This window comes from Streptomyces diversicolor, assembly GCF_057537855.1.
On sequence record NZ_BAAJXA010000023.1, the window covers coordinates 149,348 to 167,040 of the forward strand.

The 17,693-nt window shown below is 68.9% G+C and carries 21 protein-coding genes, 1 pseudogene and 1 riboswitch; of the genes and pseudogenes, 9 read left to right on the forward strand and 13 right to left on the reverse strand.

The window, feature by feature from the left end; genetic code table 11:
- Positions 1 to 345 precede the first annotated feature (345 nt).
- From ltrA to AC27LF_RS26510, 4 genes and pseudogenes are all read left to right on the forward strand, one after another.
- On the forward strand, positions 346 to 1,548 hold the full coding sequence (gene ltrA, locus AC27LF_RS26495) for a group II intron reverse transcriptase/maturase (protein ID WP_479658755.1): 1,203 nt from the start codon (positions 346 to 348) through the stop codon (positions 1,546 to 1,548).
- A 100-nt stretch (positions 1,549 to 1,648) separates the two neighbouring features.
- Positions 1,649 to 2,295 (forward strand): annotated as a pseudogene (locus AC27LF_RS26500) (5-methyltetrahydropteroyltriglutamate--homocysteine S-methyltransferase); the annotation flags it as partial.
- Positions 2,296 to 2,419: 124 nt separating this feature from the next.
- Positions 2,420 to 3,010, forward strand: a complete 591-nt coding sequence (locus AC27LF_RS26505; protein WP_479658732.1) for a TroA family protein — start codon at positions 2,420 to 2,422, stop codon at positions 3,008 to 3,010.
- Positions 3,011 to 3,047: 37 nt separating this feature from the next.
- The gene (locus AC27LF_RS26510) at positions 3,048 to 3,368 is read left to right on the forward strand and encodes an ABC transporter substrate-binding protein (protein WP_479658733.1); all 321 of its coding nucleotides are present in this window, start codon (positions 3,048 to 3,050) and stop codon (positions 3,366 to 3,368) included.
- Position 3,369: 1 nt separating this feature from the next.
- Here AC27LF_RS26510 and AC27LF_RS26515 read toward each other — a convergent pair whose 3' ends face one another.
- The 8 genes from AC27LF_RS26515 to AC27LF_RS26550 all read right to left on the reverse strand — a co-directional run bounded on the left by AC27LF_RS26515 (position 3,370) and on the right by AC27LF_RS26550 (position 9,833).
- Positions 3,370 to 4,065 (reverse strand): (2Fe-2S)-binding protein, encoded by a 696-nt coding sequence (locus AC27LF_RS26515; RefSeq protein WP_479658734.1) that lies wholly within the window; start codon positions 4,063 to 4,065, stop codon positions 3,370 to 3,372.
- On the reverse strand, positions 4,062 to 4,904 hold the full coding sequence (locus tag AC27LF_RS26520; protein ID WP_479658735.1) for an ABC transporter ATP-binding protein: 843 nt from the start codon (positions 4,902 to 4,904) through the stop codon (positions 4,062 to 4,064). Before AC27LF_RS26520 ends, AC27LF_RS26515 begins: the two co-directional genes overlap by 4 nt.
- Complete coding sequence (locus tag AC27LF_RS26525; protein WP_479658756.1) at positions 4,901 to 5,932, reverse strand: FecCD family ABC transporter permease; 1,032 nt, start codon at positions 5,930 to 5,932, stop codon at positions 4,901 to 4,903. Before AC27LF_RS26525 ends, AC27LF_RS26520 begins: the two co-directional genes overlap by 4 nt.
- Positions 5,933 to 6,051: 119 nt before the next feature.
- Positions 6,052 to 7,041 carry an ABC transporter substrate-binding protein gene (locus tag AC27LF_RS26530; protein ID WP_479658736.1) on the reverse strand — a complete coding sequence of 330 codons (990 nt, stop codon included), beginning with the start codon at positions 7,039 to 7,041 and terminating at the stop codon, positions 6,052 to 6,054.
- Between the two features lie 57 nt (positions 7,042 to 7,098).
- Positions 7,099 to 7,518 carry a (2Fe-2S) ferredoxin domain-containing protein gene (locus tag AC27LF_RS26535; protein WP_479658737.1) on the reverse strand — a complete coding sequence of 140 codons (420 nt, stop codon included), beginning with the start codon at positions 7,516 to 7,518 and terminating at the stop codon, positions 7,099 to 7,101.
- A 38-nt stretch (positions 7,519 to 7,556) separates the two neighbouring features.
- Positions 7,557 to 7,746, reverse strand: a riboswitch (cobalamin riboswitch).
- 169 nt (positions 7,747 to 7,915) lie between these two features.
- Complete coding sequence (locus AC27LF_RS26540; protein WP_479658738.1) at positions 7,916 to 8,047, reverse strand: hypothetical protein; 132 nt, start codon at positions 8,045 to 8,047, stop codon at positions 7,916 to 7,918.
- A 547-nt stretch (positions 8,048 to 8,594) separates the two neighbouring features.
- Positions 8,595 to 8,918, reverse strand: a complete 324-nt coding sequence (locus AC27LF_RS26545; protein ID WP_479658757.1) for an FCD domain-containing protein — start codon at positions 8,916 to 8,918, stop codon at positions 8,595 to 8,597.
- Between the two features lie 303 nt (positions 8,919 to 9,221).
- The gene (locus tag AC27LF_RS26550) at positions 9,222 to 9,833 is read right to left on the reverse strand and encodes a TetR/AcrR family transcriptional regulator (RefSeq protein WP_479658739.1); all 612 of its coding nucleotides are present in this window, start codon (positions 9,831 to 9,833) and stop codon (positions 9,222 to 9,224) included.
- A 94-nt stretch (positions 9,834 to 9,927) separates the two neighbouring features.
- Between AC27LF_RS26550 and AC27LF_RS26555 the strand changes: the two genes are divergently transcribed.
- On the forward strand, positions 9,928 to 10,890 hold the full coding sequence (locus AC27LF_RS26555) for a zinc-binding dehydrogenase (RefSeq protein WP_479658740.1): 963 nt from the start codon (positions 9,928 to 9,930) through the stop codon (positions 10,888 to 10,890).
- Between the two features lie 54 nt (positions 10,891 to 10,944).
- Here the strand turns inward: AC27LF_RS26555 and AC27LF_RS26560 are convergent, their stop codons facing one another.
- Positions 10,945 to 11,388, reverse strand: coding sequence for a hypothetical protein (locus AC27LF_RS26560; RefSeq protein WP_479658741.1), 444 nt, complete (start codon positions 11,386 to 11,388; stop codon positions 10,945 to 10,947).
- Between the two features lie 690 nt (positions 11,389 to 12,078).
- On the opposite strand from AC27LF_RS26560, the gene AC27LF_RS26565 reads away from it, so the two are divergent.
- Complete coding sequence (locus AC27LF_RS26565; RefSeq protein ID WP_479658742.1) at positions 12,079 to 12,699, forward strand: TetR/AcrR family transcriptional regulator; 621 nt, start codon at positions 12,079 to 12,081, stop codon at positions 12,697 to 12,699.
- A gap of 550 nt (positions 12,700 to 13,249) precedes the next feature.
- Here AC27LF_RS26565 and AC27LF_RS26570 read toward each other — a convergent pair.
- From AC27LF_RS26570 to AC27LF_RS26585, 4 genes are all read right to left on the reverse strand, one after another.
- Positions 13,250 to 14,326 (reverse strand): hypothetical protein, encoded by a 1,077-nt coding sequence (locus AC27LF_RS26570; RefSeq protein WP_479658743.1) that lies wholly within the window; start codon positions 14,324 to 14,326, stop codon positions 13,250 to 13,252.
- On the reverse strand, positions 14,323 to 14,775 hold the full coding sequence (locus AC27LF_RS26575) for a hypothetical protein (protein ID WP_479658744.1): 453 nt from the start codon (positions 14,773 to 14,775) through the stop codon (positions 14,323 to 14,325). Before AC27LF_RS26575 ends, AC27LF_RS26570 begins: the two co-directional genes overlap by 4 nt.
- Entirely contained in the window at positions 14,772 to 14,894 is a 123-nt protein-coding gene (locus AC27LF_RS26580; RefSeq protein WP_479658745.1) for a hypothetical protein, read from the reverse strand. Before AC27LF_RS26580 ends, AC27LF_RS26575 begins: the two co-directional genes overlap by 4 nt.
- Before the next feature lie 405 nt (positions 14,895 to 15,299).
- A complete protein-coding gene (locus tag AC27LF_RS26585) occupies positions 15,300 to 15,710 on the reverse strand; it encodes a hypothetical protein (RefSeq protein WP_479658746.1) in 411 nt (136 codons plus the stop codon).
- A 678-nt stretch (positions 15,711 to 16,388) separates the two neighbouring features.
- On the opposite strand from AC27LF_RS26585, the gene AC27LF_RS26590 reads away from it, so the two are divergent.
- The 3 genes from AC27LF_RS26590 to AC27LF_RS26600 form a co-directional block, all read left to right on the forward strand.
- Entirely contained in the window at positions 16,389 to 16,589 is a 201-nt protein-coding gene (locus tag AC27LF_RS26590) for a hypothetical protein (RefSeq protein ID WP_479658747.1), read from the forward strand.
- 37 nt (positions 16,590 to 16,626) lie between these two features.
- Positions 16,627 to 17,070 carry a tetratricopeptide repeat protein gene (locus AC27LF_RS26595; protein WP_479658748.1) on the forward strand — a complete coding sequence of 148 codons (444 nt, stop codon included), beginning with the start codon at positions 16,627 to 16,629 and terminating at the stop codon, positions 17,068 to 17,070.
- The coding region (locus AC27LF_RS26600; protein ID WP_479658749.1) for a DUF4303 domain-containing protein at positions 17,067 to 17,693 on the forward strand (627 nt) is incomplete at its 3' end. The genes AC27LF_RS26595 and AC27LF_RS26600, both read left to right, overlap by 4 nt.

Below are 17,693 nucleotides of genomic sequence, written 5' to 3' on the forward strand. Positions count from 1 at the left end.
GGGAGTCAACGCAGGAGCAGCGTTCGTCAGTGACGGTCGGACACTCGTCGCGGCAGGAAGGGAGAGTCCCGACCTACCGTCTCCACGGCATCCCATGATCAAAACGGGCGATCGGGACTCTCCCCGGGGCCCTGGAAGGGCCCCTGCTTCATCGATGCGAATTGCGAACAGGGAGGGACCCGGGTGAGTGCCGATTCGGCTAGTTCCATCCGCCGGGAGGAAGGCGCCGCAGGACCGGGCCGCCGTCCTTTGGACAAGGTCCGAGCCCTGCAGCGGACGCTTTACCGCTGTGCCAAGCAAGAACCCGAACGACGGTTTCACGCCGTGTACAGCCATGTCCACCGCATGGACGTTCTCAGGCGGGCGTGGGCCGTTGTGTGTGCAAACCGGGGTGCCCCCGGCGTGGACGGCATGACCGTCGACGCGGTGGAATCCTCGGGGGTGGATGCATTCCTCCAGGACCTTTCGCAGAAAATACGGGCGCATACGTATCGTCCGTCAGCGCTGCGGCAGGTCCAGATTCCCAAACCGGGGCGGCCGGGAGAGTTCCGGCCGCTGTCGATCCCCACCGTGGCGGACCGGGTGGTGATGACGGCTGCGAAACTGGTCCTTGAACCGGTCTTCGAGGCCCAGTTCACCGAGGCGAGCTACGGTTTCCGGCCGAAACGGTCCGCGATCGACGCGTGCGAAGCCGTGCGCGTGGCCGCCAACCAGGGGCGGGAGTGGGTGTTCGAGGCCGATATCCGGGACTGCTTCGGCACGATCGATCACGAGGCGCTGATGGCTCAGGTGGCACGGCGTGTGGTGGACCGGTCGATGCTGAAGCTGATCCGGGCCTGGCTTCGGATGGGCGTCTTGGAGGGCGGGGTGACGTCCCCGACCGGGGCGGGAACTCCTCAGGGCTCACCGATTTCCCCGTTGCTGGCGAATATCGCGCTGCACGTTCTCGATGAGGCGTGGCAGAACGAGGGACGCCGACTGGGGACGCTGGTGAGGTACTGTGATGATTTCGTAGTCATGTCGCCGACCGAACAACGGGCTGAACAGGCCCGGGAGTTAGCGGCACGAGTGCTGGAACAGCTCGGGATGCAATTGCACCCCGAGAAGACCGGCATTGTCTGCCTCATCCGAGGCGGGCAGGGCTTCGATTTCCTCGGCTTCCACCACCGGAAGATGGAATCGTGGAAATGGCGGGGCAAGTACTACTTGCAACGCTGGCCCTCGGCCAGAGCGATGCGGGTACTGCGGGATAAAGTCCGCGCGGCAACCGCTCGCTCGAAGACGGAGCGGTCGGTATCCGCCGTGGTAGCCGATCTCAACCCCGTGCTGCGGGGCTGGGCTGCATACTTCCGCAACGGGAACTCCGGACGGAAGTTTAACGTGATTGACGGCTACGTCCACGAACGGCTGGCGATTCTCGCCAGCGGGAAACACAGACTCGCGGGCAGGAACTGGGCCACCCGGTTTACCTACGGGTGGATCACCCGGCTCGGTGTCTACCGTCTCACCGGAAACGTGCACAGGGCGACGGCGCATGCCAGTCGGTGAACGATGTCGGAAAGCCGTGTGCGGGAGAACTGCATGCACGGTTTGAAGCGGCGGGGACTGGAAACGGAGCATCACGCCACCGCGCCAGTCCCCGACCCTACTCACCGACCGTCCGGTCAAGGGCATGCTCACCGGCCCCGTCACCATGCTTGCCTGGTCCTTCGTCCGCGACGACCAGCCCCTCGCCGACACCGCCCGCCAGGTCGCCCTCGCCCTGCGCGACGAAGTGAACGACCTTGAGGCGGCCGGGACCTCGGTCATCAAGGTGGACGAGCCCGCCCTGCGCGAGACCCTGCCGCTGCGCGCGGCCGACCGCGCCGCGTACCTCGCCTGGGCGACCGAGGCGTTCCGGATCACCCAGGCGAGGCACGGCCGGACACGCAGATCCACACCCACCTGTGCTACGCCGAATTCGGCGACATCATCCAGGCCATCGACGACCTCGACGCCGACGTCATCACTCTGGAGGCCGCCCGCTCCCACATGCAGGTCGCACGCGAACTGGCCGCGCACGGCTACCCCCGCGAGGCCGGACCGGGCGTGTACGACATCCACTCCCCACGCGTGCCCAGCGCGGACGAGGCCGCGGCCCTGCTACGCAAGGGACTTGCGGCCATCCCCGCCGAGCGGCTGTGGGTCAACCCCGACTGCGGCCTGAAGACCCGCACCTGGTCCGAGACCCGCGCGTCTTTGGAGAACCTGGTCGCCGCGGCCCGCACGGTCCGCACCGAGTTGTCCACGTCCTGACCCGGGCGGCCGGCCGAGAGGGCACGGCCCTGCACCCTCTCGGCCGTCCGCGGCCCGGGCCGCCGGCAGTCACGGGGAGATGCCGGGCGGCCGAAGGGCGGATCGGGACCCGTGCGGTCGAGTCATGCGCATCGTCTCCCTGCTCCCGGCGGCCACCGACATCGTGGCCGAACTCGGACTGGTCGACGACCTGGTGGGCCGTACCCACGAGTGCGACTGGCCGCTCGGACGCATCGAGGACGTGCCGGTGGTCACCGGCGCCGAGTTCCACGCGGACGCGCTCAGCAGCCGGGAGATCTCGGCCGCGGTCGGCGACGCCGCGCACAGCGGATCCTCCCTCTACACCCTCGACTCCGCGGCACCGGCCGCGCTCGCCCCGGACGTGGTGCTCACCCAGGACCTGTGCGAGGTGTGCGCGGTCACCTACAGCGGGGTGTCGGCGGCGGTACGTGTCCTGGACGGCGGCGGGCCGAAGGTGCTGAGCCTGGAGCCCCGCGCCCTGGATGACGTGCTGGACTGCCCCGTGCGGGTGGAGGACTGCTGGGTGTTCGGGACGTCGCCGAGCAGCGCAGGGCCCTGCTGCGGCCCGGCTCGCGGCCGTACGCCGGCTGACGTCGGGGCGTCCACGCCCCCGTGTGGTGGCCATCGAATGGCTCGATCCGCTGTGGCCGGCCGGACACCGGGCGCCCGAACAGATCGCCTGCACGGGCGGTGAGCCGCTGCTCGCGGCACCCGGCGAGCACACCAGGCCCATGGAACGGGCGGCCGTACGCGCCGCCCGGCCGGACGTCGTCCTCGTGCTGCCGTGCGGCTTCAGCCCCGTGCGCACCCTGAGCGAGCACGAGTTGCTCACCTCGCTGCCGGGCTGGGACGAACTGCCCGCCGTGCGGGCTGGGCAGGTCTGGAACCTGGACGGTCCTGCCCATTTCAACCGTCCCGGGCCGCGTGTCGTGCGCGGTGCCGAGGTCCTCGCCCACGTGCTGCACGGCGTGGCGGCCGAGGGTCCGGTGGGCGAGAGCAAGGCGCGGCGCCTTGGCCGGCCGCGTCCCCCTGGTACTCCGTCCGTCGGCTGATTCATCGAGCCAGGCAGCAGTCCCCGCACTTCGTGCCCGCCGGAGTGCGGTAGAAGAGGCAGCAGCTGCGGCGGCGGAAGGTCAGGCCGGGCCCGGTGAAGCGGCCGGTGCCGGCCAGGCGTCCGGTGGTGAGCAGGTCGGCGGTGAGCTCGGTGAGGGGGCCGCGCAGGTCCGGCCGTGCCGTCAGGAGCACCTGGGCCGTCCCGGCCAGTGCGGAGGCAGCGTTTCCGTCCAGGAGACGGGGGGAGATCTTGACGCGGAGCCCGGCGGCCAGCGGTCCCAGGTGCTGCTCGACCACCAACTCGTACAGCGCCTCGGTGAGATGCGGGATCCGATCGGCGTACCAGCCGGTGGGGGTGGGCAGCCGCAGGACGGGACCATCGTCAGCGCGGTGCAGCCCCGCCAGGTCGGGGACGATGCCGTGCAGGAGTGTGCAGGCCAGGACCGGGGACCACAGGCGTGCGGCGTGTCCGAGCTGGGCTATGGAGACGCCGATGCGCCTCTCGCGGGTGTCGTACCGGTCGGCGATCGCCTCCGCGAGGTCGGCGAAGCCCCGGGCGTAGGCGTCGGTGACCGGATGCCAGCCCTGGTCCGGTCCGCCTACGGCCAGGGTGAAGAATCCTCCGAGCCCCGCCACATCGTCCAGCGCGGCGGCGACAGCCCCGGCAGGCGCACGAGCGGGTGCGGATGCGGTCATGCCGGCGTGACCCCCTGACGCTGTCCGGGCCGGTCACTGGTCAGGTCCTCGCCGGTGAGCAGTGTCACCTGGGGCAGGCCGGTGCGGGGATGCTCGGTGACGTCCGCCTCGACGCGGTAGACGTCAGCGAGCAGGGCGGGGGTGAGGACGTCCCGTGGTGCGCCGTGGGCGACCACACGTCCGGCCTGCATCACGCAGAGGCGGTCGCAGAACGAAGCGGCGAGGTTGAGGTCGTGCAACGCGACCACGGCGGTGACTCCGAGGCGGCGGACGAGCCGCAGCGCGTCGAGCTGGTGGCGCAGATCGAGGTGGTTGGTGGGCTCGTCCAGCACCATCGTCCCGGCCCGCTGGGCGAGTGCGCGGGCGATCAGGACGCGCTGCTTCTCCCCGCCCGACAGCCGGTCGAAGGGTGCGTCGGCCAGGTCGGCGGCATCCAGTTCCGTCAGGGCCGCCGTGACGATGGCGCGGTCGTCGGCGTCGTCGCCCGCGAAGGGGCGCTTGTGCGGGGTACGGCCCATGGCCACCACCTCGTACACGGTGAGCTCGAAGTCCCCGGCGTGCTCCTGCAGGACGGCCGCCAGGTGCCGTGCCAGGCGCTTGCCGGGCATCCGCCAGACGTCCGTCCCGTCCAGCAGCACGCGGCCCGACGTGGGGCGCAGTGCCCGGTAGACGGTACGCAGCAGGGTGGACTTGCCGGCGCCGTTCGGGCCGACGAGCCCGACCACCTCTCCCGCGGACACCGTCAAGGAGACCTGGTCCACCAGCGGCCTGCCGTCGACGAGCACCGACACGTCGTCGATGTCCAGGGCCCCGGGTGCCGTTTGCGGCCGTCCGGTCATCGTGCCCTCCTGCGCATCAGCCAGAGGAAGAACGGGCCGCCGACCAGGGCGGTGAGGATGCCGACGGGGATCTCCTCGGGGCTCATGAGGGTGCGCGCGGCCAGATCGGCGGCGATCAGGAAGGCCGCGCCGAGCAGGGCTGCGGCAGGCAGTGCACGGCGGTGGTCGGCCCCGACCAGGAGCCGTACGACGTGCGGCAGGATCAGGCCGACGAAGCCGATCTGTCCGCTGACCGCGACGATCGTGCCGATCATCAGCGCGACCAGTATGAACAGCGCAGCACGGAAGCGGTGGACGTCCAGGCCGAGGGCGGCTGCGGCCTCTTCCCCTGCGAGCAGCAGGTTCAGCGGACGGGTCACGCCGAGCAGGACGGCCGTGCCGAGCAGGACAGCCGCAGCCGGGATCCACACCATCGTCCAGGTGGTGCCCGCCAGCCCGCCCAGCATCCAGCGCATCGCCGACTGAGTCTTGTGGGGGTCGTTGGAGGTGACCACGAGGAAACTCGCCACCGCCGACAGCACCTCGGCCATCGCCACGCCCGCCAGGACCAGCCGCACGGTGGTCATCCGTCCGCCGGAGCGGGCCAGGAAGTACACCGCGACCAGGGCCGCCAGAGCACCGCAGAACGCCGCCAGCGGCAGCGAGAAGGCTCCGAACAGCGTCACGTTGAAGACGAGGACCAGCACCGCGCCGACGCTCGCGCCCGACGACACCCCCAGCAGCATCGGATCGGCGAGCGGATTGCGGACCAGGGCCTGCAACGCCATCCCCGCCACCGACAGTCCGGCTCCCACCACCGCGCACAGCAGTACCCGGGGCAGCCGGACATCGGCGACGATCGTCTCCCGCACGGGGGGCCACGTCGCATCGGCCAGGGCGGGGTGCAGGTGGTGGAGCAGAATGCCCCACACCTCTGTGGCCGGGATCGTGACCGAACCGGCCGCGATCCCGAACGTCGCCGCCACCGCCACCAGGGCGGCGAGCCCGGCCAGCACCAGGGCGTAGGGAAGCCTGCGGCCTCCGGTCACGGCCTGCGCGGCCCCGGCCCCGGGGGAGCTCTTGCCGACCGCCTCTACAGGAGCCGGCACCCCGCCCGCCTTCCCCGTGACAGCGTCTCGGCCGGCGGCGGCCGGCTCTGTCACGCCGGTCACCGGAAGCGGTCCGGGTGGAGCTGACGGGCCAGCGACGAGACGGCCGCGGGTACCCGTACGCCCACGACGGTGGAGGACAGCGGCAGCACCGCGAACCGCTGGTTCCTGATGGCGGGCACGTCCTTCAGCGCCGGGTTCGCGAGCAGGAACTCCTTCTTCTGCGCCACAGTCTGGTCGCCGTAGTCGTAGATGACGATGGCCTCGGGCGCCCGCTCGGCCACCTGCTCGAACGACACGTCACCGAACGGTTTGTCGAGGTCGGCGAAGAGGTTGACCCCTCCGGCCCGCTCGATCATGTCGTTGCCGATGCCCGCGCCGCCCGCGGTGAAGGCGGTCTTGTCGCCGCTGTCGTAGACGAACAGCTTCACCGGCTCGACGCCGTCGAGTTGCTCGTCCACCTCCTCCAGGGTGGTGTGCAGCCGCTCGATCTGCCGCTCGGCCCGCTCGGGGACGCCGAAGACCTTGGCGACCTCGCGGATCTCCCGGTCCATCAGGGTCATCGTCACCGGCCCGGACGGGCACTCCTCGATGTTGAGGCGGGTGTTGATGCCGGCCTTGGTGAAGGCGTCACGGGAGCGGCCCTCCTTCTCGTCGAAGGTGGAGGCCCAGCCGCCGTAGACGAAGTCGGGCTCGGCGGCCAGCAGCGTCTCGTACGACGGATACTCCTTCGACAGCACCTTCACCTTGTCGTAGGCGGCCCGGTACTCGGGGAGGATCTCGTCATCGAGGTAGCCCGTGCCGACCATCGACTTCTCCAGCCCGAGCGCCAGCATCACCTCGGTAGCGTGCTGGTTCAGTGACACCGCGCGCCGCGGCGGGTGCTGAAACGTCGTCTTCACTCCGCAGTTGGACACGGTGACCGGGAAGCCCTTCGCGGCGGGCCTTTCGGCGCCACCGGCGTTGTCCTGGGCGTTTGTGCCGCAACCGGAGATCAGCAGAGCTGTGGTCATGGCCAGCAGGGGGGACAGCGGACGTCTGCCCGTCATGGAAAGGTTCCTCTCGCAAGGGTGGTATGGAGGGGTCGGTGCGCAGGCCGCGCGGGCTCAGGTGGCCGCGCGGCGCCGAGGCGGGGTGAAGGCGTAGAGGTCGAGGATCTCGGGCCGGGCAGCGATCCCGGGGCCGCCCGCCCGCACCCAGGCGGCGATGTCCTCGGTCGCGGCCGGGTCGTTGACCAGGCCCAGCCAGACCGGCCGTGCCCCGGCGGCCCGTCCGGCGACGGAGGGCTGCACGACGATCACGTTGGCCTGATCGCACACGTCCAGGCAGGCGGAGACGCGTACGGGAGCGGCCTCGCGCAGGCGCGCGGTCTGCGCCGTGTGATCGACCCCGGTCACTTTGGGACTGCCGCAGCAGCAGTCCTGGCACACGACGACCCGGCACGGCACCGGATCGACCGCTCCTGTGCCGACCGGTCCTGTGCCCACCGGGCTCTCGTGCGCTCCCTCGGCCGGCCTCACGGGCATGCCGAACCACCCTCCTCCGGGGAAATCCGCCCCGGGTTCGTCGAGGAGGCGACCGCGTGAGTCTCCTGGCTCTCGGGTCGAAGCTCGTCCCGGCCTTCCCACCCGCCTTCGGGAGGTGGCCTGTTCGGGATCCGCTCGCCGATCACAGTGGCGGGACCGCGCCGGATTCACACCGGCTTCCTCGTTCCGCCGTCGCCTTGTCGCCGAGCATCATCGCATCTGGGACACGGCGCGTCATCAGGGCCCCAACCCGAGGGTGGTGACGCCGCCTCCTGCCCGGCAAACGAAGCCGACGCGCCTTCCGCAGCCGTTTCCGGGCACCGCCGCGCCGCTGCTGGTTCGGCGTCGAGGCGGCTGAGGACGGGATACCGCTCATTCTGGCTGGGAGGGCTGTCGGCTACTCGGCTTCCTGCGGTTTCCGGTTGAGCAACCCGCCGTAGGCCGGGCAGCGGTCGAGCAGGGCCTGGTGCGGTCCCATGTCGACGATCCGGCCGCCTTCGAGGAGGACGACGGTGTCGGCGGTGCTCAAGTTGGAGGGGCGGTGGGCGACGATCAGGGTGGTATGTCCGATGGGGGTGGCGCGCAGGGCGCGGTCGGCTTCGGCCTCGCTCTCGGCGTCGAGGTCGGAGACGGCCTCGACGAGGACGAGGCGGCGGATGAGGAAGAAGCGCCTCGAAACTCCGCTAAGTACACCCGGGACACGAGGGCAGGGACCACTGACAGCACCGCTCGATCACAAGATCAGCGACTGAGCCGAATTACGTGATCGTTCACACGTGAGGGTGCTTGACCGGGACCACCCGCCGGAACAGCATCCATGGTTCGTCCGGCACCAATCGCCCAACCAAGTCCGCCATGCTCCATCAACGACCCATCAGCGCCAAAGGAAACGGTGCCTATAGAGGCACGGTGTCAGCTACTGGCATCGGATCATCACTCCGGTAGGTGCTCCGGCGTCGCGGGAACCACGGCCGATACTGGCTGTAGCCCCGACGGCAGAGGTCTGGGGAATCGGAAGGATCGTCGCCCCCGGCCGCGGTGAGTACCCGTGCGCTCATCCGCCGGGGCGTTGTGCGTCAGTGTTCGATGCCCAGTCGCTCGATCGCCGTGGTCATGTGTGCGCGCAGGATCTCCTGGGCCGCTGCTGCGTCTCCACGTGCGATCGCGTCGACGATGGGCGTGTGCGAGGCCACCGACGTGGCCACGTCGCGGCGTTCGCCGGCCGCGCTCATGATCACCACGCCCATCGGTCCCTCAAGCTGCCGCCAGGTCTTGACGAGAACCGAGTTGCCGGAGAGCTGGCACAACATCAGGTGGAAACCGAGATCGGCCTCGACCTTCGCCGCCAGACCCGCTCCTGACCCGAACGCGTCGTGGAGCTTTGTCAGGGCCTTGCGCAGGGTTTCGGCCGCGTGCTGTCGGCGCGGGTTCGCCGGCGAGTATCCATCCCCACGTCGTCAGCGAGATCCGGTAGATGCGCGCGGAGGACTTCGCGATGCCCGCGCCGATGAGGTACCGCTCGACCGCCGCGGTGTACGACGAGGGCGGGGCGGACAGGGGTACGACCCGGGCGCGCGGCAGCCAGAGCGCGCCCTCACTCACGGACTCGGTCACCGTTTCGATCGTCATGTCAGTCCCGCCCTTCCGGCTCTGCCACAGTAAATCCGGCATTGACCGCGACAGGTCGTGGGCTGGTGCGGATGTCATGTCAGTCGTGCCGCTGGTGGTAGTGGTGCATGCCGAGGGCAGGCTTCGAACGCCTGGATCACCAGCCCTGCGAAGCGTCGGGAGGCCCTGACCTGGCTGCCAGCCGAGGCGACGTGGATCCCCTTGTTGGCCATGAGTACGAGAATCAGGTCGTCCAGGACGAAGTCGGACCGCAGGTGCCCCGCTTCCTTGGCTCGCTGTGCCAGTCCGGCGACTGCTTTCACCGTGCACTCACGGCCTGCGGCGACATCCCTCACCCCCGGGTAGGCGGACAGGAAGGCTTCGGTGAAGCCCCGATCGCGTGCGTGCAGCTCACAGATCCTCTCGATCACCAGGCACAGGCCACGCCACGGATCAGGATCGGCGCACCCCTCGTCGACAATGGCGCGACATGCATGGAACTGGTCCGCGAAGGCCTCGGCGACCAGCATCTGCTTGGTCGGGAAGCGACGGTACAAGGTGGCAGGTCCCACCCCGGCGCGCCGCGCGACCTCCCGCATCGGCACGTCCAGGCCGTCGGCGGAGAACAGCGCTCGGGCCGCATCGAGGATGCGTTCGCGGTTGTCCAGCGCGTCGGAGCGCAACATATGAGGCAAACGGTCCGTCACCACTCTCACATTACCCAAGCGGACGAGGGCGTCCGTTACCGTCCGAGACGTAGAAGCCCTCGCGCTTGAGCGGTCCGAGAACCTGGAGACCACATTGAAGGCAATCTCGATCCAGACGTTCGGAAGTCCTGACGGCCTGGCCGCTGTCGACCTGCCGGTACCCGCACCTGCTGCCGGACAGGTACTGATAGCCACCGAGGCGGTGGGCGTCGGTGGTGTCGACACCGTGATCCGAAGCGGGGCTCTGGCCGCCTACGGCTTCAAGGAGGGCCACATCCCGGGTGGCGAAGTGGCGGGCACTGTGACCGCGGTCGGTGACGGCGTCGACGCGTCGTGGCTCGGCCAGCGGGTGTGGGGCTTCACCGGCACCGGCGGAGGCTACGTCGAACAGGCCGTCGCGCCAGTCGAGCAGATCCTCCCCCTGCCCAGCAGCCTGTCCGCCGCTGCCGCGGTGACGCTCGGCAGTTCCGGTGCGGTGGCCCACTTCGGGCTTCGCCACGCCCGTTTCACTCCCGGGGAGACGGTCTTGGTGCGCGGCGCAGCCGGCAGTATCGGGATCATGACAGTGCAGCTCGCGGCTCGCGGTGGTGCCGCCGCGGTGGCGGTTACGACATCGTCATCCGAGCGCGGCGAGCGGCTGCGCCGCCTCGGCGCGACCCATGTGCTGGACCGCTCCGGCGACGGAGGGGAAGAGGCTCCCGCGGGCTATGACGTCATCATCGATGTTGTGGCCGGTGAGGACATGCCGTCGTTCTTCGACAGGCTCAACCCGAACGGCCGCATGGTGGCCGTGGGCGCTGTCGCAGGTCAGCCGCCCGCAGACTTCGGCACGAGGATCATGGCGGCGTTCCAGAAGTCGATGTCCTTCGCCGCTTTCAGCGCAGCTACCGTCACCCCAGCCGACCTGAGTGCCGTACGCAGCGAGCAGTTTGCCGCAGCCAGCCGTGGCGAGATCGAAGCGGTGGTGCACGAACTGCTGCCGCTGGATGAAGCTGTGCTGGCGCACCAGAAGATGGACGCGGGTGAAGTCGTCGGCAGGATCGTGCTGACACCATAGTCCCCGCGCTCTCTCCTCCGTGGGGCGCCTGGGGCATCCACGGGTCGGGTCCCGTCATGAGAGACGCCGGCGCGGCCCTCTCGCGGTGCTGCACGGGCGCAGGTTCACTTGTTTGAACCAAGGACCTGAAGGGCTGAGCACGCCGTCAATGTCCCGGGTGGTGCGTTCGATGTATCCGGGGAAGATGTTGCTGGTCGCCATCTGCGAGGGCACCGGCGGTGTGCGGGGGTTCGGCCTGGGCGCCGTGTGTGGAGCTGGAGTGGGTGTGACAGGGATGGGGTGTTCAAGAGCCCGCAGCCGCGCACCGAGCTCTTCCCGCGCGAACCTGTTGCTCTCCTCAGCGCTCTCGCACCAATCGTCGAGGATGATGAAGAGCTCCATCAGGGCCTCGCGCGCGTTGGGCCACTTGGTATCGGGCTGAGCGAGCGTGGTCTTGATGCCCTGGGCGATGCTTGCTCCGGCTTTCGCGACCGTCGCGGCTTCGGCACCTGTGATCACGTCTTCCCCCTGGCGCGTCGTTTCCGCATGCGGTCACCACTATCTCGTGAACGGTCGGGGTGTGTCTGGGGCTTCTTTGAACGTGCTATGTGCTTCATGCTCTGGGGCGGTCTGTTGCTCAGTGCCCGGCTGCGCGGGTGATGGCCTGTGCGACCGCCCTCGTGTCTCTCGACAGCGCGAAGGCGTTCGGCCAGTGCCGCAAGAACAGGCCTCCCATAGCCCCACTGGTTCGGCGCGATGCATCCCTCGTTGTCGTTGCCGTCGAAGAACTCGTCCAGGTGGCGCAGACCGTCGCGATGCAGGCGCCGGAGTCGTCCAGCACGTGAGCAACGGCATCACGCCATCGTCACCAGCGCGGTTGACCACTTGCTCGACTGAGATCACGGTCGAGAACCCCTCCGATGGCCTCCATGGGCCCCGCAGGCGCCGCAGCAGCGAGGCGGAGAGAATCGGCCGCCGCAACAGGGATCCTCCGGGACACCCCATCGGAATCATCCGCCGTCCGGTCGGCCCGGACGACCGGCCGCTCGGGACGCCACCAGGCGGGAACCCGACTCCACGCCGTTCAAAATCCGCGGTCCGCCACCGCCACCACAACCCATCCGTTCCGGCCACACCGACAGACACAGTATTGGAGTAGATTCCAACTGTGGAAGGGTATAAAATCTTGAGGTTCTGTAAAGTCGCCCTGTGGCAGCGAACGAGACCTCCCGAACGGCCCGCCGGGCCGCCGCGACGCGGCAGTCGATCATCGAAGCGGCGGAGGAGATCCTCGTCGCGGGCGGGCCCACGGCCCTGACCCTGGAGGCCGTCGCCGAACGCGCCGACGTGGCCGTGCAGACGGTCTACAACCGGGTGGGCGGGAGATCCGCGGTCCTCGTCGCGGTGGCCGAGCGGGCCTTCCGGGAGAACCGGGAGTACATGGACGCCGCGTATGCCACCCCCGGTACCCCGCGCGAGCGCATCCTGCTGGCCGCCGACGCCTACGCGCGATTCGCCCTGGAACGCCCGCACCACTTCCGGCTGTTGGCCGAACCCCCCGCCGACGCCGGGTCACTGAAGGGCATCGCCGACCTCGTCGACGAACAGAACGCCAAACTCACCGCCGCACTGCGCGACGGTATCGCTGACGGCTCCTTCAACGCCGACCTGGACCCCAGAACCACGGCCTACGCCCTGTGGGCCGCCATGAACGGCATCCTCGCCCTGAGCTGGCGCGCGGACCGCCTCCATGTCGACCCGCAGGACATGGGCCCCGTGCTCGACACCGTCATCGCTGTGTTCACCCGTGGTCTTGACACCAGGCCCTGACCCTGCCCATGCACCAGTCAGGTGTTCCGGGGTGCGTACCTTCGCGAAGACTCCGGCGTTGAATGCGAGGTACGGGGACGACTCCACCAGCGCCTCGTCGGCCGAGGACTGCCTTTGGAGGGCATCGGACGGCATCCGATGACGGTTCAGTCGTCGACCGCCGTAAAGGTCCTGGTTGTGGTGCGCTCGCCCTCGCGCTGCTGTGCAGACTTTCGTGGACGGGACAGGTCGGCAGGTTGTCGGGGGAGAAGCTGCAGGCGGAGTACGGCGTCCCTCGGGTCTACCGCTTGGTGGCCCCGTCGTCTCGTGCGGCTGCCTCGACTGCCCCAACCGTGCTGGAGAGTTCTGGCAGTGTTCCGCACTACGCGCTCTCCTCGCCTTGAACCGCGTCAGTCCTGGTCGGCTCGGCAGCCGCACGGCCTGTGTCGTCCGTGTCGCGCAACACATAGCCCTCGGATTCGTCCCACGGGAGGTCCACGTCGTCCAGGTGCACGTGCCATTCGCCGTCGAGGGCGCGGCGCAGCCGGGTGAGGGAGCCCAGGATGTGGGTTCATCCGTCGAAGGACGACCAGTCGATGCCCAACTCACCGAACGGCCGCAGTGCACCGCGGTGCCGCGCGCCGATCGTGATCTCGAACATGCCGTCGCCCAGGTCACTGACGCATGCGATGAGGCCGGGAGCGACGTGGAACGTCGTAGGGTCGGCCGGCCACTGCCACGGCCGGAGCGGCACGGGGCGCAACCGGTCGGTGAGGTCCTGCACGAGCGGCTCCGGCACCGGGGTGTACCAGGCTTGGGCTTGGTACGGTGCTCCGGTCATCGCCTCGAACAACGAGAACTGCATCAGGAAGCCGCTGAGCGGCTCGCGTTCGGCGCAGTCCTCCGCCGCTGTCAGCCAGACGACCGGGTCGGTCTCGGCCGGGTCCAGCTCCCAGTGGAAGCAGAGTTGGTTCTCCTCGCCGAAGACGACCCGTCGCGGATCCACGCCCGAGCGCAGCTCGGTGGCCGGCAGGATCCGGTTCTGCCTGCCCAGCATCTCGGGCCGCTGGTAGGCGAGCTGGTAGAACTCCCGCAGGGCGCGCGGCAGGCCGGCGGGTACCGCACCGGGTGCGGCCGGGGCGAGACCCGGCCGCGGGTACCAGCCCGTGGCGAAGTGTCCCAACGCCCTGACACGATCCTCCCCCAGCCGCGTGAGCCAGTCCAGGCTCGGCGTTTGCGGTGACGGACCGGTCGGCCGCACCTCGTCCAGGACCTCGGGCGCAAGCGGGGGCTCGATCCTCAGGTCGCACTGGAGCAGTTCACCGTCGGCACAGGACGAATAAACCGGCCGGCCCACGCCCAGATAGCGGCAGCCCCCGAAGACACGCACGAAAAGATGTACGGGGAGGGGACCGTCCGACTCCTCCACCAGCCGTGCTCGCACCACGGCCAACGCCGGGCCCATCAGCCGGAACAGCTCACCGCTCCACACCCCGCTCAGCCCCGGCTCGTCCACGGCGTCGGAGAGAATCACCGACGCGTCGGCGCCGATCACCACCCGGGCGCCGCCCGCCATCGATGAACGCGCATGGATTCCGGCGAGTGAGCACGCAGCCTCCTCGCCCACTATGTCCAACTGTTCGATCACGTGTGGGTCTTCCGCTGCAACGACTCGTCCACTGCCGCAGGCTCCTGCCCCGCCGGAAGTCTGCCAGGCCCGTTGGCACCGCACGTCCCGTACGTCGCGCCCGGTACCTTGCGTGTGAACATGAACTCCTCCAAGGCCGCCACGAGTGCGGGGCGACTCCGCGTCGTCCAGGTGCCGAGCAGTACCCCAGCACCCACCCCGCCGTCCCTACGTCGATCCAGGCGCAGGAAGTCCACGACGTAACACCCCTGAGGATCGCCTTCCGGCTCCCACCGGGTGTCGAAGGACAGTCCCGTACCCGCGTGGTCAGCGCTGATCAGCACGGACCCGTACAGCCAGTCGATGGTGTCGGGCCCGGGGTCCACTTCGTAGAGGCCGTTCCAGCCCATCTTCCAGCCAACGGGGACGCGCAGCGGCTGTATCTTCCGCCATGCCTCGCCCACCGTCATGAGGCGAGATTGCCGCGCGGCGGTACGTCAGAGCCGTCCCTGAACAGGGGCTGCCCGGTGTGCAGCGCCCTCAGCCGGTCGGGGTCGAAACGGGCCCGCCAGGTGGACAGGGTCAGCACGGGGTCTCCTCTGCGGCGCGGTGTGCTCGTCTCCCTAGTATCTGCCGGGCCTCGGCGGCCCGACCCGGGACGGGCGGCGATGACGGCGAGAACGATGTCGGGGAGTTCCGGGGTTGGCGAGAGCTCGTGGTCGCGGTCTCCGCAAGCGGCCGGGCCAGCTGGATCCCTTGCGGCGACGGGGGGCGCCAGGTTCCTCCACATGGCTGGGGACCAGTCCCGGGTCGACTCTGGGGGCGTCGTCGGCCAACTCCTCGGGCGGGACGTACCGGTTGGCCATCACCGCGTTCAGCTCGTGGACCGGCTTTGCGGACCACGGCGGCGAGCACGTCCTCGGGCGTGGTCGTGCGCCGAGCCACGGTGATCGTCGCTCGGCTCTCCTCGTCTTCGAGGGGCTTCGAGCGGGAATCACTGCAGGACATCGGCTTGCTGAGGATCGAAGACAATCGCACCCTTTATCTCACGAAGGTAGTCCATGAGCGAGATGATCTGGTCCGTGTACTCGCGGGCATCGTCGTCCCCGAAAACGACCCGGACCCGTCTTGTGGCAGCCGAGAGATCAAACGGTACCGATCCTCCGGTCGTTGTGTGCACGAAGCGCGCATCCTCAGCGACAGTCTCGCTCTCTTCGTAAGCGACGCGCGTCAGCCATGCTCCCCATCTGAGGGCGAGCGTAGGGCCCTTGGAGAAGGGAAGCCGCTCCCACTGCAGCGTGAAGCCCGCTTCGTCTTCGAAGAGCTCGCGCAGGTCAGCGGCCAGTGACTCATTCGACATCTCTGGGGAGTCGGGACCGAGGAAGCCGTGGAGTGCAAAAGTCATTGTCGCTGTTCAATCATCCGAGAGCGGGGGCATCAGGGTCGGCACGAGTTCGATCAGGCACCGCACTGCTTGGTGTACTGCGCCACCAGACCTTGTGCGCCGAAGACAGTGACGAACGGCGGCCGGCCACGCGACCGCAGGCGGCTGGATCGGGTACGGAGGGATCTGGCAGTGCCTTCGTTGAAACCGCTCGTCGCTACTGCCCCGAACCGTTGGAATTGTGTGATGGAATCCGAGGATGCGCGGCGAATCCATTCCAGGACCTGCTCCCGCCGCGCGGCCATGCGCATCCAGGAACCCCAACGAGGAGCGTGACCGGCGGAGCGAGGTCACGCTGGTCGCCGTAGGGCTGACAGGCAAACTTCGCTCCACTCTCGGGCGTGCCTCTCCGGAGGGCGCCGTTCCGCCTGGCCGCGGCTGCGTCCATCACACCTTCATGCTGGTTGCGCGGGTGGCCTCTCGTTCTCGGCCAACTCGCGACAGGTTCGGCTCTCTCACGAAGACAGGATTCTACTTGAGTACTTCCCAATAATGGAATGCCTTCCAAGGTTGGTCTGCCATCCATTACCCTGCACGTCGGTGTCGACTGCGCAGAAGGAGCTCTCGATTGGACAGGCATCCGCACCTGGTGTGTCGCCGCCCCGCAGACCAGAGCGCAGCCGTCGTCAGAGCCGGGCGGTGACCGCCGAGGCGGCGAGGGAGGAGGACGTCGCCCGCAACCTCGCGGGATGCTGCGCACAGGTGGAGCGGAACGCTCTGATCAGGGTGGCGATCATCGTCGTCCAGGCCGAGCGGACCTGTGCCGCCGTGGTGGCAGCGGCCGAACGGACACCGACACACGCGGACCCGGCTGGAACGTCCTCAGTGGAACCGGCCTGAAAACGCTGCCCGTACACTAGAGATCGAAGGAACAGCCGTGCCCCTGCCCGACCGCCTCTCCGCCGAGATCGATGGCTTGTGCCGTCGCGGCGACACCCTGGCCGAGGCGGGGCGACTCGACGAAGCCAAGGCGCTGTACGTGGAGGCCCTGCGGCTGCTGCCGGATGATCCGAGTGACTGGGCGGCGTCGACCTGGATCTACGTGGCGATCGGTGAGGTGCATTTTCGGCAGGGTGTCTTCGACAGGGCGTACCGGTGCTTCCACAACGCCGTCCGGTGCCCCGGCGGACTGGGCAACCCCTTCATCCATCTCCGCCTGGGCCAGAACGCCTTGGAACTCGGCGACCACACCCGCGCGGCGGACGAGTTGATGCGGGCCTACATGGGCGGCGGTCCTGAGATCTTCGACGAGGACGACCCCAGGTACCTCGCCTTCCTGCGGACCCGCGCCGACCTCGATCATGACCGGAGTTCACGATGAGCGCCGGGCGAGCCCGGGAGTACCGTCCCGGGGAAACACCCGCCGCGCCCGGGAGCGAAACGCTGCTGACCATGCTGCTGCCTGCCGCACGTGTGGCCTTCACCTGCCTCGCGGAGAGATGGGGCGGCATGGAGTGCTGCGGATACGCGCTGTACTCCGATGCGGCGGCGATGACGGTCTGCTGCGCGGTCAACACCCGGGATCATCTGGCCCGCAGCCAGGCCGCCGATCCGGACGACGCGGAGTACTACCAGTGGAGCCCGGCCGAATGGGCGCACGAGGGGGCGGGCCATGAGTACTTCACCGAGGTGAACCGGCACCTGCTCACACACTCCATGACCCTCGGCGGCCTGGAGCTGTGCCAGTGGCGCGAGAGTGTGTACGAGGCGTGCGTGGTGACGTTGGAGACACTGGTGGCGGAGAACATCCTTGAGCGGGACGGCGACGCCGTCGTGGTATTCGCCGTCTCCGACCACACGGACGCGGAACGGGAGGCGGGCTGGTTCCGCCGTCTCAACCCGCCACACCAGACCCAGCGTTTCACCCGCTGGCTCCGCGCCGTCGGGAGCCCGGCCGGCGTAAGAAGCCGTATCTCAACCGTACGTGATTCGCTGATTTCTGCT

Excerpts from the sequence above, each read along its gene's own strand:
- AC27LF_RS26510 (WP_479658733.1), top strand. The coding sequence starts at position 3,048 with ATGGAACGGGCGGCCGTACGCGCCGCCCGGCCGGACGTCGTCCTCGTG.
- AC27LF_RS26535 (WP_479658737.1), bottom strand. The coding sequence starts at position 7,518 with ATGCCCGTGAGGCCGGCCGAGGGAGCGCACGAGAGCCCGGTGGGCACA.
- AC27LF_RS26530 (WP_479658736.1), bottom strand. The coding sequence starts at position 7,041 with ATGACGGGCAGACGTCCGCTGTCCCCCCTGCTGGCCATGACCACAGCT.
- AC27LF_RS26505 (WP_479658732.1), top strand. The coding sequence starts at position 2,420 with ATGCGCATCGTCTCCCTGCTCCCGGCGGCCACCGACATCGTGGCCGAA.
- AC27LF_RS26515 (WP_479658734.1), bottom strand. The coding sequence starts at position 4,065 with ATGACCGCATCCGCACCCGCTCGTGCGCCTGCCGGGGCTGTCGCCGCC.
- AC27LF_RS26575 (WP_479658744.1), bottom strand. The coding sequence starts at position 14,775 with ATGACGGTGGGCGAGGCATGGCGGAAGATACAGCCGCTGCGCGTCCCC.
- ltrA (WP_479658755.1), top strand. The coding sequence starts at position 346 with ATGGACGTTCTCAGGCGGGCGTGGGCCGTTGTGTGTGCAAACCGGGGT.
- AC27LF_RS26520 (WP_479658735.1), bottom strand. The coding sequence starts at position 4,904 with ATGACCGGACGGCCGCAAACGGCACCCGGGGCCCTGGACATCGACGAC.
- AC27LF_RS26585 (WP_479658746.1), bottom strand. The coding sequence starts at position 15,710 with ATGACTTTTGCACTCCACGGCTTCCTCGGTCCCGACTCCCCAGAGATG.